Origin of the sequence: Rhodoplanes tepidamans (assembly GCF_030813915.1) — a bacterium.
In the GTDB taxonomy this organism is placed as follows: Bacteria; Pseudomonadota; Alphaproteobacteria; order Rhizobiales; family Xanthobacteraceae; genus Rhodoplanes; species Rhodoplanes tepidamans.
Window position 1 is genome coordinate 40,344 of sequence record NZ_JAUSUJ010000036.1, and the last position, 15,700, is coordinate 56,043.

The 15,700-nt window shown below is 72.3% G+C and carries 13 protein-coding genes; 11 read left to right on the plus strand and 2 right to left on the minus strand.

Features of this window, described 5'->3' with window-relative positions; translation table 11 throughout:
* Positions 1 to 155 precede the first annotated feature (155 nt).
* The 4 genes from J2S22_RS28695 to phnN all read left to right on the plus strand — a co-directional run bounded on the left by J2S22_RS28695 (position 156) and on the right by phnN (position 4,760).
* Positions 156 to 905 (plus strand): ABC transporter permease, encoded by a 750-nt coding sequence (locus J2S22_RS28695; RefSeq protein ID WP_272779184.1) that lies wholly within the window; start codon positions 156 to 158, stop codon positions 903 to 905.
* A 1-nt stretch (position 906) separates the two neighbouring features.
* Complete coding sequence (locus J2S22_RS28700; RefSeq protein ID WP_272779185.1) at positions 907 to 1,635, plus strand: ABC transporter permease; 729 nt, start codon at positions 907 to 909, stop codon at positions 1,633 to 1,635.
* A gap of 100 nt (positions 1,636 to 1,735) precedes the next feature.
* Positions 1,736 to 2,569, plus strand: coding sequence for a carboxylating nicotinate-nucleotide diphosphorylase (nadC, locus tag J2S22_RS28705; protein WP_272779186.1), 834 nt, complete (start codon positions 1,736 to 1,738; stop codon positions 2,567 to 2,569).
* 133 nt (positions 2,570 to 2,702) lie between these two features.
* Positions 2,703 to 4,760, plus strand: a complete 2,058-nt coding sequence (phnN, locus tag J2S22_RS28710; RefSeq protein WP_272779187.1) for a phosphonate metabolism protein/1,5-bisphosphokinase (PRPP-forming) PhnN — start codon at positions 2,703 to 2,705, stop codon at positions 4,758 to 4,760.
* On the opposite strand, the gene J2S22_RS28715 is transcribed toward phnN, so the two are convergent.
* The gene (locus J2S22_RS28715; protein WP_272779188.1) at positions 4,723 to 5,403 is read right to left on the minus strand and encodes a DUF6064 family protein; all 681 of its coding nucleotides are present in this window, start codon (positions 5,401 to 5,403) and stop codon (positions 4,723 to 4,725) included. The two genes, phnN and J2S22_RS28715, sit on opposite strands and share 38 nt — an antisense overlap.
* Positions 5,403 to 6,329, minus strand: a complete 927-nt coding sequence (locus J2S22_RS28720) for an aldo/keto reductase (protein WP_272779189.1) — start codon at positions 6,327 to 6,329, stop codon at positions 5,403 to 5,405. Before J2S22_RS28720 ends, J2S22_RS28715 begins: the two co-directional genes overlap by 1 nt.
* A gap of 366 nt (positions 6,330 to 6,695) precedes the next feature.
* Between J2S22_RS28720 and J2S22_RS28725 the strand changes: the two genes are divergently transcribed.
* From J2S22_RS28725 to J2S22_RS28755, 7 genes are all read left to right on the plus strand, one after another.
* Positions 6,696 to 7,175 carry a (2Fe-2S)-binding protein gene (locus J2S22_RS28725; RefSeq protein ID WP_272779190.1) on the plus strand — a complete coding sequence of 160 codons (480 nt, stop codon included), beginning with the start codon at positions 6,696 to 6,698 and terminating at the stop codon, positions 7,173 to 7,175.
* Complete coding sequence (locus J2S22_RS28730) at positions 7,172 to 10,831, plus strand: molybdopterin cofactor-binding domain-containing protein (RefSeq protein ID WP_370878260.1); 3,660 nt, start codon at positions 7,172 to 7,174, stop codon at positions 10,829 to 10,831. Before J2S22_RS28725 ends, J2S22_RS28730 begins: the two co-directional genes overlap by 4 nt.
* Positions 10,832 to 11,177: 346 nt before the next feature.
* Positions 11,178 to 12,662 (plus strand): 6-hydroxynicotinate reductase, encoded by a 1,485-nt coding sequence (locus J2S22_RS28735; RefSeq protein ID WP_272779191.1) that lies wholly within the window; start codon positions 11,178 to 11,180, stop codon positions 12,660 to 12,662.
* The gene (locus J2S22_RS28740) at positions 12,662 to 13,576 is read left to right on the plus strand and encodes a UPF0280 family protein (protein WP_272779192.1); all 915 of its coding nucleotides are present in this window, start codon (positions 12,662 to 12,664) and stop codon (positions 13,574 to 13,576) included. The genes J2S22_RS28735 and J2S22_RS28740 overlap by 1 nt, the downstream gene beginning before the upstream one ends.
* An 11-nt stretch (positions 13,577 to 13,587) precedes the next feature.
* A complete protein-coding gene (locus tag J2S22_RS28745) occupies positions 13,588 to 14,172 on the plus strand; it encodes an amino acid synthesis family protein (protein WP_272779193.1) in 585 nt (194 codons plus the stop codon).
* Positions 14,169 to 14,753: an amino acid synthesis family protein gene (locus J2S22_RS28750; protein WP_272779194.1), complete on the plus strand. Its 585-nt coding sequence runs from the start codon at positions 14,169 to 14,171 to the stop codon at positions 14,751 to 14,753. The genes J2S22_RS28745 and J2S22_RS28750 overlap by 4 nt, the downstream gene beginning before the upstream one ends.
* 208 nt (positions 14,754 to 14,961) lie before the next feature.
* Positions 14,962 to 15,408 (plus strand): MarR family winged helix-turn-helix transcriptional regulator, encoded by a 447-nt coding sequence (locus J2S22_RS28755; RefSeq protein ID WP_272779195.1) that lies wholly within the window; start codon positions 14,962 to 14,964, stop codon positions 15,406 to 15,408.
* Positions 15,409 to 15,700 lie beyond the last annotated feature (292 nt).

Below are 15,700 nucleotides of genomic sequence, written 5' to 3' on the forward strand. Positions count from 1 at the left end.
TGTGCTTCGTTTCCAGGCGAGTCGCTTCTGTCATTCCGGGACGGCGCGAAGCGCCGGACCCGGAATCCAGCGACACGCTTCGATTTCCGATCTGGATTCCGGGTTCGCCGCTACGCGGCGCCCCGGAATGACCAGCTTTCCGTTCGGTCGCGCCGATGACCCGCGAAGGCTGGATCAGGCTCGTCGTCGTCGCCGCCGCCGTCGCGGCGCTGGAGATCGCCTGCCGGACCGGCTGGATACCCACGACCGTGGTGATCCCGCCCTCCGCCATGGCGACCAGCCTCTACGACATTCTCGTCTCCGGCACCCACTGGGGCGACATCCTCGTCAGCCTGCGCAGCGTCGCCGCCGCCGGCGTGCTGGCGATCGGGCTCGGCTTCCTGGTCGGCGCCGTGATCCACGCGCTGCCGCCGGTGCGCAGCGCCGCCGAGCCGCTGCTCGCCAGCTACTACGCGGTGCCGACCTTCATGTTCTACCCGGTCTTCATCATCCTGTTCGGGGTCGGGTCCGCCGCCATCGTCGCGATCGCGGTGCTGCTCGCCATCGTCGCGATGATCTCGGCCACCCTGATCGGGCTCGACCGCATCCCCCGCGTGCTGGGCAAGACGGCGCTGATCATGCGCATGGGGCCGGTCGAGCGGGCGTTCCGCATCAGCCTGCCGGCCGCCATGCCCTACCTCTTCACCGGCGTGAAGCTCGCCGTCGCCTACGCCTTCATCGGCGTCATCGCGTCGGAGTTCATCCTGTCCGGCGCCGGCATGGGCTACGCCATCGCCTACGCCTACAACAACTTCAACAACCGCGAGATGTACGGCCTGATGCTGCTCATCGTGGTGCTGGTCACGATCGTCAACACGGCGCTGGACGCGGTCGACCGGCGCCTGCAGGCGCGGCTGAGGCGCTGAGATGAAGAGCGTCCTGGGCCCCGCCGCCGTTCTCGCCGTCCTCCTGCTCGCCTGGGAGGTGCTGCATCTCGCGGTGGCCAACACCGGGCTTCCGTCGCCGCTGGCGACGCTGATGCAGCTCGTCGTCCTGCTCGGCGAGGCGGAGTTCTGGGCGCATGCGAGCCAGACCGCCCAGGCCTTCGCGGCCGCCGTGGTGCTCTCCACGGTCGGCGGCATCGCGCTCGGCATCCTGCTCGGCATGAACCGCACCGCCGGCACCGTGTCCGAGCCGATCCTGGTCAACCTCTACTCGCTGCCCAAGGTGACGCTCTATCCCGTGGTGCTGCTGATCTTCGGGCTCGGCATCTCGGCCCGCATCGCCTTCGGCATCATGCACGGCATGATCCCGCTCACGCTGTTCACCATGAACGCCATCCTGCAGATGAAGCCGGTCTATCGCCGCAGCGCCGCCGTGATGGGGCTGACGCCGTGGCAGACCTCGGTGAGCGTCGTGCTGCCGGCGATCCTGCCGGAGGTGATCACCGGCGCGCGGCTCGGCGTCTCGCTCTGCCTGCTCGGCGTGCTGATCGGCGAGATGTTCGCCTCGCGCAACGGGCTCGGCTACATGGTGATGCACGCGATGGAGCGCGGCGACATGCCGACCGTGCTGGCGGTGGCGCTGCTGCTCGCCATCGTGGCGCTGCTCGTCAACGCCGCCCTGCTGGCGCTCGACCGGGCATGGCGCCACTGAGACCCGCCTTAGGCCGGCCGCCGGCCGTCGCGCCCGCCGCGGGCGCGGGCCGCGCGGCGCGGTCACGTCCCCGACACCGACTCAAGCGAAAGGTCCGAGCATGTACGACAGCTTCGCCGTCGAGCGCCTGATCGATCTCTGGCTGCTCGAGGACATCGGCTACTGCGATCTCACGGCCCAGACCATGATCGAGCCGGAGGAGGTGGGCGCCTTCGCCATGAACGCCCGCCAGCCGATGACGATCGCGGGCATCGAGATCGCGGCCGCCGTGTTCCGCCGCTACGAGCCGCGCCTCGCCGTCGACGTGAAGGTGAAGGACGGCGACGTGGTGGAGAAGGGCGCGATCCTGCTCACCGTGACCGGCCCGGCCCGCGGCATCCTCACCGGCGAGCGCACCGCGCTCAACATCGTCCAGCACATGTCGGCGATCGCCACCGAGACGGCCCGCTACGTGGCGATGATCTCGCACACCAAGGCGCGCCTGATCGACACCCGCAAGACGACGCCCGGCCTGCGCATGATCGAGAAGCACGCCGTCACCTGCGGCGGCGGCCTCAACCACCGGCTCGGCCTCGACAACGGCGTGATGATCAAGGACAACCACATCGCGGTGTGCGGCGGCATCGCCCCGGCGGTGGGGCGGGCGAAGACGAAGCTGCCGACGCTGACCAAGATCGAGGTCGAGTGCGACCGCCTGGAGCAGGTCTCCGAGGCGCTCGCCGCCGGCGCCGACGTCATCATGCTGGACAACATGTCGTGCGAGGACATGACCCGGGCGGTGGCGATGGTCGCCGGCCGGGTGCCGCTCGAGGCCTCCGGCGGCATCCGGCTCGACACCATCAAGGCGATCGCCGAGACCGGCGTCGACTACATCTCGACCAGCAAGATCACCCAGGCGGCCCCGGCCGTCGACATCGGCCTCGACGAGGCGTGAGACGAAGATCGATCGATGTGCGTTGACGCTCCCCATCCGGGTACAGCGCCGCCTTCACCTCTCCCCGCTCGCGGGGAGAGGTCAAGGAAGCGCTCGTCGGAACAACGAGTGTCCGCATGAGAGAGCATTTTCGATGACCCCGGGCGTCCTCTTCTTCGTCGTGGGCCCGAGCGGATCCGGCAAGGACACGCTGCTCGACGGCGCCCGCGCGGCGCTGGGCGGCACGGGGCGCTTCGCGTTCGCGCGGCGCGTCATCACGCGGCCGGCCGACGCGGGCGGCGAGGCGCACGAGGCCGTCGACGCCGCGACCTTCGCCCGCATGAAGGCCGACGGCGCCTTCCTGATCGACTGGGAGGCGCACGGCCTCGCCTACGGCGTGCCGGCCCGCTGTCTCGACGACCTCGCCCGCGGCCGCCACGTGATCGCCAACGGCTCGCGTGCCGTGGTGGCGGATCTGCTCGCCCGTGTGCCGGATCTCGTCGTGGTCGAGATCACGGCGCCGCCCGAACTGCTGGCCCGGCGTCTCGCCGGCCGCGGGCGCGAAACCGCCGACGTGATCCGGGCGCGGCTGGCGCGCACGACGCCGCCGTTTCCGGAGGCCGCGACCGTGGTGCGGGTGGCGAACGATTCCACGCCGCAGGCCGGCACCGAGCGCTTCGTCGCTGCGCTGGAAGCCCAGACGGTGCGGCTGACGCTGACCCGGCTGCCGCTCGCCGCCGGCCAGCGGGCGCTCGCCGTGCTGCCGCGCGACTCCTCGGTGGTGCGCGCGGAGGACTATCTCGGGCCCGGCCGCATCGACCTCGCGGCGCGGGGCAGGAGCATCCGGGCCGAGGTGGCGCTCGCCGACCCCGGCACGCTGGCGCCGGACTCGGTCGGGCTCACCGGGGAGGTCTTCGAGCGGCTCGGGCTGCCGGAGGGCACGCCCGTGGTGCTGACCCGCACGCCGACGCCCGCCAGCCGCGCCGCGCTGCGCGCCAAGATCCGCGGCGGCACGCTGGACGAGGCCGACTATGCGCGCGTCGTCGGCGACATCGTCGAGGGCCGCTATCCGGACAGCGAGGTGGCCGGCTTCCTGGTCGCCGCCGACCGCGGCCTCGACGACGACGAGGTCCTGGCGCTCGCCCGGGTGCGGGCGAGCTTCGCGTTGCGGATCCGGTGGGACGAGCCGATCGTCGCCGACAAGCATTCCATGGGCGGCATCCCGGGCTCGCGCGTCACCATGGTGCTGGTGCCGATCGTCGCGGCGCACGGGCTCGCCATTCCGAAGACCTCGTCGCGCGCCATCACCTCGGCGGCCGGCACGGCGGACGCCATGGAGACGCTGGCGCGCGTCGACCTCGACGCCGACGACGTGCGGCGCGTGGTGGCCCAGGCCCGCGGCTGCGTCGCCTGGAACGGCCGGCTGAACCACTCGACGCTGGACGACGTGATGAACGCCATCACGCGGCCGCTCGGCCTCGAATCGACGCGCTGGTCGGTCGCCTCGATCCTGTCCAAGAAGCTCGCCGCCGGCGCCACCCACGTCGTGCTCGATCTGCCCTACGGGCCGCGCGCCCGGATCAAGAGCCTGGCCGAGGCGACGACACTGGCGCAGCTCTTCGAGCGCGTCGGCGCCGGGCTCGGGCTATCGGTCGAGGCGGTGCCGACCGACGGCACGGCGCCGATCGGGCGCGGCATCGGCCCGGCGCTCGAGGCCCGCGACGTGATCCGGGTGCTGGAGAACGATACCGCCGCCCCCGCCGACCTGCGCGAGAAGGTCCTGCACTTCGCCGGCCGCATCATCGCCTGGGATCCGGCGGTGGGCAGCCGCGAGGCGGCGCGGCGGCGCGCCGAGGACCTGCTGGGCTCCGGTGCGGCACGCGAGGCGCTGGACAGGATCGTCGCCGCGCAGGGCGCGCGCGAGCCGATCCGGCCGGGCCGGCTGACCCACACGGTGGTGGCGCCGCACGCCGGCGTGGTCACCGACATCGACGGCTTCGCGGTCGCCGGCATCGCGCGGGTCGCCGGCGCGCCCCTCGACAAGAGCGCCGGCATCGACCTGCGGGCGCGCGTCGGGGATCCGGTCGGCAAGGGCGAGGCGCTGTTCGTGATTCACGCCAGTGCCGCGACCGACCTCGAGGCGGCGGCGCAGCTCGCGGCGACGTTCTCGGGGTTCACCATCGGCGAGGCGAAGGCGGCCTCGGCCGGATGAGGGCGAGCGCGACCGCCAGCGTCGTCGCAGCAGGCACCAGGACCCAGGTCCACGCGCCGAGCGTGTAGAGCGTCGCCGCGGCGACGAGCGCCCACGCGACCGGCACGATCGCCAGCACGAAACGCAGTCCGCCACGCAGCGCCGCCAGGATCGCGAGGGTGCCGAGCGCGGTCGGGTCGGGGAGGAGGCCGAAGCTCTCGGCGGTGTCGAGCGCCCCGCCGTCGAACGGCGCCAGCAGCGGCCACCCGAGCACGATCGCGACGAGAAGGGCCGCGGCGGCGACCGATGCCGCATCGCGCGGCTCCCGCAGCTCCACCATCCGGGCGAGGCCCGCGACGATCAGCAGGAGGCCCTGCAGCGCGAACGCCGGCGCGGCGTAGAGGATGCCCCAGTTGATGGTGGCGTAGCGCTCCCACAGGAACGCCCAGGCGACGACGATCCACAGGCCGCCGAGCACCGGAAGGACGACCCGCGTGGCGCCGCGCCGCGGCGCGACGATCAGGGCCGCCGCCACGAGGCCGAGCAGCGTCGTGCCGATCTGGGCCGGCCACAGCGCCGCGTTGGTGGCCGCGATCAGCCGGTGGTAGACGCGCGGCGAGAACATCAGGAAGTCGGAGAGCCCGTAGGTCCACCACTCGGACATCACAGGCGTCCGATGTGGTCGGCGATGCGCCGGCGCATCGTCTCGTCCGGCAGCGGATCCGCGGCGGCGGCGAGGTTCTCGCGCACGTGGTCGACCCGCGTCGTCGCCGGGATCGCGCAGGTGACGGCCGGGTGCGACACGATGAACTTGAGAACGAGCTGTGCCCAGCTCGCCGCGCCGATCTCGGCCGCCCAGCCGGGCAGCGGATGGTGCGCCAGCCGCCGCGTCAGCTCGCCCTCGCGGAACGGCCGGTTGACGATCACGGCGATGCCGCGCTCGCGGGCGAGCGGCAGGATTCGGCTCTCCACCTCGCGGTCGAGCGGATTGTAGGTGATCTGGACGAAGTCGAGCGGCCGGCTCGCCATCACGGATTCGAACTCGCGGCGCCGCCGGCCCTCCGAGGTGGTGATGCCGACGTAGCGGACCCGCCCGGCCGCCTTCATGGCGGCGAGCGTGTCGAGATGCGCCTCCCAGGACAGCAGGTTGTGCACCTGCACGAGATCGAAGCGCGGCACGCCCCACAGGCCGAGCGAGCGGGCGATCTGCGGCGGGCCGTCGCGACCCGCCGAGGTCCACACCTTCTCGGCCGAGAACAGCGCGGCGGGCCGCCCGAGCCTGGCGAGGGCATAGCCGATGGTCGGCTGCGACGAGCCGTACATGGGCGAGGAATCGATCATGCGGCCGCCGGCGGCGAAGAACGCCGCGACGACGGCGGCGCACTCGTCGCGCAGCACCGGGTCGTTGCCGACGTTGAAGGTGATCCAGGTGCCGAGCCCGACGGCCGAAACGGCCTCGCCGGTCGACGGGATCGGCCGCGTGATCGGCGTCGGGGCGGGCCGCCCCGGCTGCGCCCGCAGCGCCGGGCCGAGGGCGGCCGCGCCCGCCGCGCCGGCGAGCCCGCCCAGGATGGTCCGCCGTGTGTGCATCGCGATCTCCCGTTTGCGCCGATGATAACGCGGAGGCGGCGAAATCGGAGGTGAGGCGGCGTCGCGTCGTCCCGCAGCGGCGAGAGACTCTGCCTCTTCCCTGGGCGACGGCTGCCGCATCGCACTGCAAAAGGCCGCTTCGCTGCCGAACTAATCAGCAGAAACGCCCTTCTCTCACGATCCGTGGAGGACGGCATTGCAGCACGAACAAACTGTCGCGGGGGCGGCTCTTTTTCGTTAGTATACGAATGAAGAGCGGAGGTGCTCCGACCGATGCGTCGGCGTGTCGCCGCAGCCCGCCGCTGGTGATCGTCCCCCGAGAGCGCCTGCCACCGACCACTGTCGAGACCCGCCATCCGGAACACCATGACGGTTCACGATCCGCTCATCTCCCTCCACGTCAACGGCGAGACGCACAGGCTGCGGCTGCCCGGATCGACGCCGCTCCTGTCGGTGCTGCGCAACGATCTCGGTCTCAACGGGCCGAAGTTCGGCTGCGGCATCGGCGAATGCGGCAGCTGCACCGTGCTGGTGGACGGCGTCGCGGCGCGCGCCTGCGTGCTGCATCTCGCCGACGTGGCGGGCCACCGCGTCACCACGCTGGAAGGCCTCGGCGGACCCGACAGCCTGCATCCGGTACAGGCGGCCTTCGTCGAGACCGCCGGAGCGCAGTGCGGCTACTGCCTCAACGGCATGATCATGACGACGGCGGCGCTGCTCGACGCCAATCCGGATCCGAGCGAGGACCAGATTCGCGAGGCGCTGCGCTTCAATCTGTGCCGGTGCGGCACCCATGTGGAGATCCTCGCCGCGGTGCGGCTCGCCGCCGAATGGAGGCGACGGTGACGCTTCAGCCGCAGGGCCTCACCCGGACCGACTATCTGACGCGCCGCGGCAGCCTCGCCGTGGTGAAGCCGCCGGCCGGCGTCGTCGACGTCGCGGCCGCCGACCCGGAGGCTCTCGAGCCGTTCGTGCTGGTCGATGCGGACGGAACCGTCACGGCGTTCAACGGCCATGTCGATCTCGGAACCGGCATCCGCACGGCGCTGGCCCAGATCGTCGCCGAGGAGCTCGACGTCGGCTTCGCGCGCGTGACCATGGTGCTGGGCGACACCGCGCTGACGCCCGACCAGGGCCCGACCATCGCCAGCGAGACCATCCAGATCACGGCGCCCGCGCTGCGGCGGGCGGCGGCGCAGGCGCGCCACGCGCTCCTCGCCCGCGCCGCCGAGAGGCTCGACGTGCCGGCGCCGGAGCTCGTGGTCGAGGACGGGGTGGTGCGGCGGCGCACCACCGGATCCGGCGGCGCGACCGGCGAGAGCGGGGCGGACGCTGCGGCAGCCGCCGGCGACAACCGCTTCGTCACCTATGGCGAGCTGATCGGCGACGAGCGCATCGTGCTGGCGCTCGCCGAGGACGTGCCGGTGAAGCCCGTGTCCGAGCACCGCATCGTCGGCCGCTCGCAGCCCCGCGTCGATCTGCCGGCCAAGGCGACCGGCGGCCTCGTCTATGTCCACGACGTGCGCGTGCCCGGCATGCTGCACGGCCGCGTGGTGCGGCCGCCCTATGCGGGCGTCGACATCGGCGACTTCGTCGGCACCAGCCTGATCGCGGTCGACGAGAGTTCGATCGCCCACATTCCCGGGATCGTCGCGGTCGTCGTGATCGGCGACTTCGTCGGCATCGTCGCCGAGCGCGAGGAGAACGCCGAGGCCGCGATGCGGACGCTGCGTGTCGCCTGGAAGCCGACGCCGAAGCTGCCCGATCTCGACGACCTCGCCGGCGCGCTGACCAGGAACCCGTCGACGCCGCGCGTGCTGCTCGACCAGGGCGACGTCGACGGCGCGCTCGCCGGCGCGGCGAAGCGCATGCCGCGCGAGTATCTGTGGCCGTATCAGATGCACGCCTCGATCGGCCCGTCCTGCGCGGTCGCCGATCTCTCGGAGGGGCGGCTGCGCGCCTGGTCGGGCAGCCAGAACCCGGTGTGGCTGCGCGCCGATCTGGCCAAGCTGATGGATCTGCCCGAGGCCGCCGTCGAGATCGTCCGGCTGGAGGCGGCCGGCTGCTACGGCCGCAACTGCGCCGACGACGTCACGGCCGACGCGGCGCTGCTCGCGCGCGCCGTCGGCAGGCCGGTCCGCGTCCAGCTCACCCGCGATCAGGAGCACGCCTGGGAGCCGAAGGGCGCGGCGCAGCTGATGACGGTCGACGGCGGCCTGAACGCCGACGGCACCGTCGCCGCCTACGACTTCCAGACGCGCTATCCTTCCAACGCGTCGCCCACGCTGGCGCTGCTGCTCACCGGCAAGGTGGCGGCCGGCGCGACCGTGCTGCAGATGGGCGACCGCACCGCGATCGGCCCCTACGACTTCGCCAACAAGCGCGTCGTCTGCCACGACATGGCGCCGATCGTGCGGGCGGCGTGGCTGCGCGGCGTCTCGGCGCTGCCCAATACCTTCGCGCACGAGTGCTACATCGACGAGTTGGCGGCGGAGGCGGGCGTCGATCCGATCGAGTACCGGCTGCGCTACCTGAAGGACCAGCGGGCCCGCGAGCTCGTGCAGCAGCTCGCCGCGCGGGCGGAATGGGAGCCGCATGTCGGCGCCCGGCTGCGCGAGGACCCGGACGGCATCCGGCGCGGGCGCGGCTTCGCCTATGCGCTCTACGTCCACTCGAAGTTCCCGGGGTACGGCGCCGCCTGGGCGGCCTGGGTCGCCGACGTCGCGGTCGACACCCGGACCGGCGAGGTGGCGCTGACCAAGATCACGGTCGGCCAGGACTCCGGCCTGATGATCAATCCGGACGGCGTGCGCCACCAGATCCAGGGCAACGTCATCCAGTCCACCAGCCGCGTGCTGAAGGAGGAGGTGACGTTCACGGACGTCGCGGTGGCGAGCCGCGAATGGGGCGCCTATCCGATCCTCACCTTCCCGGAGCTGCCGCCGATCGACGTGATGATGGTGCCGCGGCCGAACGACGACCCGCTCGGCGTCGGCGAATCCGCCTCGGTGCCGAGCGCGGCCGCCATCGCCAACGCCGTCTACGACGCGACCGGGGTCCGTTTCCGCGAGCTGCCGCTCACGCCCGAGCGCGTGCTCGCGGGTCTGCGTGCCGCCGGCGTCGCCCCGCCGGCGCCGGCGGCCGCAGCGTCGTCCCTGCCGCCGGCCGCGCGGCCCGAGAAGCCGTCGCGGCTGAGGACGGTGGTGTGGCCGCTGGTCGCCGCCGCCATCGGCGCGGTCGGGTCGATCGGCGTCGTGACGCTGCCGTGGCGCGGCGCCATCGCGCCGATCCCGCGGCCGGAACCGTCGGTGTTCTCGGCGGCGACCATCGAGCGCGGCCGCGTGCTCGCCCATCTCGGCGCCTGCTTCGTCTGCCACACGGCGGAGGGCGGCGTGCCGCTCGCCGGCGGGCTGCGGCTCGACACGCCGTTCGGCGTCATCACCACCACCAACATCACGCCGGACGTCGAGACCGGCATCGGCGCGTGGTCCTATCCGGCCTTCGAGCGGGCGATGCGCGAGGGGCTGCACCGCAACGGCCGGCATCTCTATCCGGCCTTCCCGTACACGTCCTATGCGAAGACCACGGACGCCGACCTGCAGGCGCTCTACGCGTTCCTGATGTCGGTGCCGGCGGTGCGCCACGCGACGCCGGCGCCGGAGTTCTCGTTCCCGTTCGACCAGCGGCCCCTGATGGCGCTGTGGAACACCATGTTCCACAAGGCGGCGCCGTTCACGCCGGACCCGACGAAGAGCGAGCTGTGGAATCGCGGCTTCTACCTGGTCGAGGGGCTCGGTCACTGCTCGGCCTGCCACACGCCGCGCAACGCGATGGGCGCCGAGGAGAGCGGTGCCCGGCGCTTCTCCGGCGGCGTCGCGGAAGGCTGGGATGCGCCGGCGCTCAATCGCGACAGCCGGGCGCCGGTGCCGTGGGACGAGACCGCCTTCTACGACTATCTGCGCACCGGCTGGTCGCGCCATCACGGCGCCGCCGCCGGGCCGATGGCGCCGATCGTCGCCGAGCTGAAGGTGCTGCCCGACGACGACATCCGCGCCATGGCGCACTATCTCGCCTCGCTCGGCGATGCGCCGAAGGCGGCGGCCGAGATCGAGGCGCTCGCGGCGGCCCGCGAGGCGGCCGCCGCGGCGCGGGCCGGGACCCCGGTCTCGGTCCCGGGCGGACGAATGTTCGACGGCGCCTGCGCGGTCTGCCACGAGCCCGGCAAGGGGGCGGCGCTCTACGGAACCAAGCCGTCGCTGGCGCTCGTCACCGCGGTGCAGTCCGACACGCCCGACACGGTGCTGCGGGTGATGCTCGAGGGCATCCATCCGCCCGGGCTCGGCGAGCTCGGCGCCATGCCGTCCTTCGCCGACCACCTGTCCGACTGGCAGATCGCCGAGATCGCGCGCTACGTGCGCGGCCGCTTCGCGCCCGAGCGTGCGGCGTGGACGGATCTCGAGGCGACGGTGGCGCGTTTGCGGGCGCAGGTGAGAACGCGGTGATGCGACGAGACGCTGCGCCATCCTCCTCTCGACCTCTCCCCAGCCGGGAGAGGTCGACGCGCGAAGCGCGGCGGGTGAGGGGGGGCCCACGCCAGCCATCGGCGCCTGCGCCTCTCACCCCGGTCGCACGCTGCGCACGCGACCGACCCTCTCCCCACGGGAGAGGGTCTGCGAAGCGCCGTGCTCGCACCGTCCTTCGCCTTGACAAGGAGCGTGCGATGCAAGATCATTTGTACACTAATGAAAGGCCGGCTCCGGCGAAGGTCGCGCCGCGCGATTGCCCCCACGCGCGTCCGCTGCGGCCCCTGCGTGCACCGACCGGTCGGACCCCGCGAGAAAAGAGGCCATGATGAAGGACCCTCAGCCGTCCGTCGACCAGAAGGTGCGCTGCGACGCCTGTCCGGTCGCCTGCTGGATCCGTCCCGGCATGTCGGGCGCCTGCGACCGCTACGCCAACCGCGACGGCGAGCTGATCCGGGTCGATCCGCACGTGATCCTGGAGCGCACGCTCGACCAGGGCGGCCGCGTGGTGCCGTTCAACCAGCGCAAGAGCGAGTGGGCCGGCGAGATCGTGCCGGAGGACGCCCTGTTCGTCACCGCCATCGGGGCCGGCACCACCTATCCGGACTACAAGCCGGCGCCGTTCATCGTCTCGGCCGAGGTCGACGGTGTCGACATGGTCACGGTGGTGACCGAGGGCATCTTCAGCTATTGCGGCGTGAAGGTGAAGGTCGACACCGACCGCTTCCTCGGCCCCGAGCAGGCGACGGTGCGGGCGCAGGGCGAGGCCGTCGGCCACGTCACCACCGGCGAGTACGGCTCGCAGATGCTGTCGCTCGGCGGCGTGCACCACCTCACCGGCGGCTCCAAGAAGGAAGGCCGCGTCACCTGCGACACGCTGCTGGAGCTCTCCAACGGCAAGCCGGTGGAGCTGACCATCGACGACGGCTCCACCATCGTGGTGGAGGCCGGCAAGGCGCCGATCATCAACGGCGTTCCCGAGGAGCGCATGCGGGTCGGCTGCGGCTCGGCCACCATCGGCATCTTCGCCAAGCAGTGGTTCGGCAAGGTCGACGAGGTGGTGGTGGTCGACGACCACATCACCGGCGTGCTCTCCGAGCACGCGTCCGGCAAGGTGCTGGGCATCCAGCCCACCGGCATCAAGATGCGCGGACGGCGCTCGACGCCGGGCCGCTACTTCCAGGTCGCCGATCCCGGCACCGGCTGGGGCGGCACCAGCATCTCGGACCCGCTGTCGATCCTGGATCCGTTCGACAAGTCCGTCGCGAAGCCCGGCATGACCATGTTCATGGTCTCGACCACGGGCGAGCATTCCGCTTTCTTCCGTCTCGACGAGAACCTGGTGCCGGTCGAGGCCGAGATGCCGGAGGCGCTGCGCGCCTCGACCGAGCGCATCAAGGAGAACTGCGAGCCGGCGCTCTCCACGGTGCTGTTCATCGCCGGCGCCGGCGGCTCGCTGCGCGCCGGCGTCACCGAGAATCCGGTGCGGCTCACCCGCTCGGTGAAGGACACGCTGACCCGCGTCACCTGCGGCGGCGCGCCCGTCTATGTGTGGCCGGGCGGCGGCATCACCTTCATGGTCGACGTCACGCGGCTGCCGGCCAACGCCTTCGGCTACGTGCCGACGCCGGCGCTCGTCGCGCCGATCGAGTTCACGCTCAAGCTCGAGGACTACGCGGCGCTCGGCGGCCACATGGATCACGTCCGGCCGCTCGGGAGCCTCGGCGACCACGAGAGCCGGCTGGTGCCGCCCGTGCAGGGCAATGTGTGGCCCTTCGCGTCCGACGGACCGCGCTGGGGGCGGAGCTGATGGCGGCCGCGGCCGTCGCGGCGAGCGGGGCGCGGCGTCCGCACGCCCGCATGCTGCCGGACGGCCGCCGCCTGCATCTGCAGGACGGGCCGATCGACCTGATCGTCGAGGCCTTCGGCCCGCGCGACGTGATCGAGACCGCCTACCGGGCGGCGGCCCGGCGACTGACCGGGCTCCTGGACGATCTGTGCGGCGAGCTCGCCACGCTGCGCCGGCCGGTCGGGCCGACCGCGCCGGCGCCGCTCGGCCCGGTCGGGCGACGCATGGCCGCCGCGGTGCGGCCGTTCGCGGACGAGACGTTCATCACCCCGATGGCGGCGGTGGCCGGCAGCGTCGCCGACGAGATTCTCGCCGCCATGACGGCGGCGGCCGGCGACGCCCTCGCGCGCGCCTATGTCAACAACGGCGGCGACATCGCGCTGCACCTCTCGCCCGGCACGCGCCTCACCACCGGCCTGGTCGACCGGCCGGACCGGCCGACGATCTTCGCCACCGCGGCGATCGAGGCGGCCGACCCGGTGCGCGGCATCGCCACGTCCGGGGCCGGCGGCCGCAGCTTCTCGCTCGGCATCGCCGACGCCGTGACCATCCTGGCGCGCGACGCGGCGAGCGCCGACGCGGCCGCGACCGTGGTCGCCAACGCGGTCGACATCGCCCATCCCGGCATCGTGCGCCTGCCCGCCCGCGAGCTGCAGCCCGACAGCGATCTCGGCGACCGTCTCGTCACCCGCGCCGTGCCGCCGCTGGCGCGGCCGGAGATCGACGCGGCGCTCGATCGCGGCGCGGCCGCCGCCGCCGCGCTGCGCGAGCGGGGCCTGATCGTCGCCGCCGCGCTGCATCTGCAGGGCACCACCCGCACGGCGGGGCCGCTGCTGCAGCCCGAGATTTCCGATCTGTCCCGTCAATCCCGATAAGGCATTCGTGCATGGCCGACGTTCTCGTGAGAAAGCGCCTCGTCACCGTGGAGGAGATCTTCCACGAAGGTGGACCGGTCACCGACCGGACGATCCGGCGCGGCGCCGCCGTGGCGGTGATCAAGAACCCGTTCGCGGGCCGGTACGTCGAGGACATCGCCTTCTTCATGAAGGACCTGGAGCCGCTCGGCGTCTCGCTCGCGCGGCAACTCCTGGATGCGCTCGGCGGCGTTCCCAAGTCGATCGAGGGCTACGGCAAGGGCGCGATCGTCGGCGAGGCCGGCGAGCTCGAGCACGGCGCGCTGTGGCACGTGCCGGGCGGCTATGCGATGCGCGACGTGCTCGGCAGCACCAAGGCGATCGTGCCGTCGACCAAGAAGGTCGGCGGGCCGGGCACGCGGCTCGACGTGCCGATCACACATGTCGATGCATCCTACGTCCGGACCCATTACGATGCCATGGAGGTCGGCGTGCCCGATGCGCCGCGCGCCGACGAGATCGCGCTGGTCCTGGTGATGACCATGGGCGGACGCGTCCACGCCCGCATCGGCGGGCTCCTGGCGCATCAGATCGAAAAGTGGGATGGATTGCGATGAACCTTAAGATCCGCAAGCTGGTGACCGTCGTCGACGAGACCCTGACCGAGATGGGCCACGAGGTGACGCCGCCGGTGCGTCGCGCCGCCGCCGTCGCCGTGATCGAGAACCCGTATGCGGGAATCTACGTCGAGGATCTCACCGCCCTGATCGACTTCGGCGAGGAGCTCGGCCGGCTGCTCTCCGAGAAGGCCGTCGCGGCGCTCGGCGTGCCGGGCCCGTCCTGCGAGGGCTACGGCAAGGCGGCGCTGGTCGGCGTCGACGGCGAGCTGGAGCACGCCGCGGCGCTCCTGCATCCCAAGATGGGCGCGCCCGTGCGCAAGACGCTGGGCAAGGGCGCGGCCCTGATCCCGTCGTCGAAGAAGCGCGGCGGCCCGGGGCAGGAGCTCGACATCCCGCTCGGCCACAAGGACGCCGCCTTCGTGCGCAGCCATTTCGACGGCATGCAGGTGACGATCAACGACGCCCCGCGGGCGAACGAGATCGTGGTCGCGGTGGCGATCACGACCGGCGGCCGTCCGCTGCCGCGCGTCGGCGGCCTGAAGAAGGACGAGATCAAGGGCGAGGACGGGCTGCGCTGAGTGCGGGCGGCGGCCGGTTCGAATGCCGAGCGGTCATTCCGGGGCGCGCCGCAGGCGCGAACCCGGAATCCGGCCGCCCGGCACCGCGTCTGTGGTTGGATTCCGGGTTCGGCGCGGAGCCGGTGCTCGGGCGGCGCAAAGCGCCGACCCGAGTGCGCCGCCCCGGAATGACCGGCGTGTGAGTATGATGGCGGGCGAGGGGCAGGGCATGAAGGCGAAGGCCGCGACACAGAAGCCGCGCGCGGGCGGCTACTGCCTCGACGAGCAGGTCGGCTTCATGCTGCGCCAGGTCAACCAGCGGCACTCCTCGATCTTCGCCGAGAAGATCGGCTGCGACCTCACCGCGATGCAGTGGGCCGTGCTGTCGAAGCTGCGCGAGATCGGCGCCACCTCGCAGAACCAGCTCGGCCGTGCCACCGCCATGGACGTCGCCACCGTCAAGGGCGTGGTCGACCGCCTCACCGGCCGCGGCCTCTGCCACATCGCGGCCGACCCCGACGACGCCCGCCGCCGCCTCGTCGATCTCACGGCCAAGGGCCGCGCGCTGGTCGACGCGCATGTCGAGGTCGCGCACGCCATCTCCGACGAGACCCTCGCCCCGCTCACCGCCGCCGAGCGCCGGACCTTCATGAGCCTGCTGGCGAAGCTGCGGTGACGGTGCTCTGATTCACAGCGGCGTTGCGGCGTTCTCCGTCACCTCTCCCCGCCGGGGAGAGGTCGGTCCTCGCGCACGGCGCGAGGACCGGGTGAGGGGGTGCCGAGGCATCCGACTGGCGCCTACGCCCCTCCCCCCGGCGCGCTCCGCGCGCCGACCCTCTCCCCACGGGAGAGGGTAAAGCCGGCGGCGCAATTCGCTTCGAGGCAGGGCAAGAACTCGACTTCATGCCGCGAGGCGGATTTGCGCGCGGGTGACGGCGGAATTTCGGGCGAATCCGATCCCGGAGCGA

What these genes read in the sequence shown, in the direction of transcription:
- nadC (WP_272779186.1), top strand. Translation starts at nt 1,736, where the DNA reads ATGTACGACAGCTTCGCCGTCGAGCGCCTGATCGATCTCTGGCTGCTC.
- J2S22_RS28695 (WP_272779184.1), top strand. Translation starts at nt 156, where the DNA reads ATGACCCGCGAAGGCTGGATCAGGCTCGTCGTCGTCGCCGCCGCCGTC.
- J2S22_RS28725 (WP_272779190.1), top strand. Translation starts at nt 6,696, where the DNA reads ATGACGGTTCACGATCCGCTCATCTCCCTCCACGTCAACGGCGAGACG.
- J2S22_RS28735 (WP_272779191.1), top strand. Translation starts at nt 11,178, where the DNA reads ATGATGAAGGACCCTCAGCCGTCCGTCGACCAGAAGGTGCGCTGCGAC.
- J2S22_RS28720 (WP_272779189.1), bottom strand. Translation starts at nt 6,329, where the DNA reads ATGCACACACGGCGGACCATCCTGGGCGGGCTCGCCGGCGCGGCGGGC.
- J2S22_RS28700 (WP_272779185.1), top strand. Translation starts at nt 907, where the DNA reads ATGAAGAGCGTCCTGGGCCCCGCCGCCGTTCTCGCCGTCCTCCTGCTC.
- J2S22_RS28715 (WP_272779188.1), bottom strand. Translation starts at nt 5,403, where the DNA reads ATGTCCGAGTGGTGGACCTACGGGCTCTCCGACTTCCTGATGTTCTCG.
- J2S22_RS28740 (WP_272779192.1), top strand. Translation starts at nt 12,662, where the DNA reads ATGGCGGCCGCGGCCGTCGCGGCGAGCGGGGCGCGGCGTCCGCACGCC.
- J2S22_RS28745 (WP_272779193.1), top strand. Translation starts at nt 13,588, where the DNA reads ATGGCCGACGTTCTCGTGAGAAAGCGCCTCGTCACCGTGGAGGAGATC.
- J2S22_RS28755 (WP_272779195.1), top strand. Translation starts at nt 14,962, where the DNA reads ATGAAGGCGAAGGCCGCGACACAGAAGCCGCGCGCGGGCGGCTACTGC.
- phnN (WP_272779187.1), top strand. Translation starts at nt 2,703, where the DNA reads ATGACCCCGGGCGTCCTCTTCTTCGTCGTGGGCCCGAGCGGATCCGGC.
- J2S22_RS28750 (WP_272779194.1), top strand. Translation starts at nt 14,169, where the DNA reads ATGAACCTTAAGATCCGCAAGCTGGTGACCGTCGTCGACGAGACCCTG.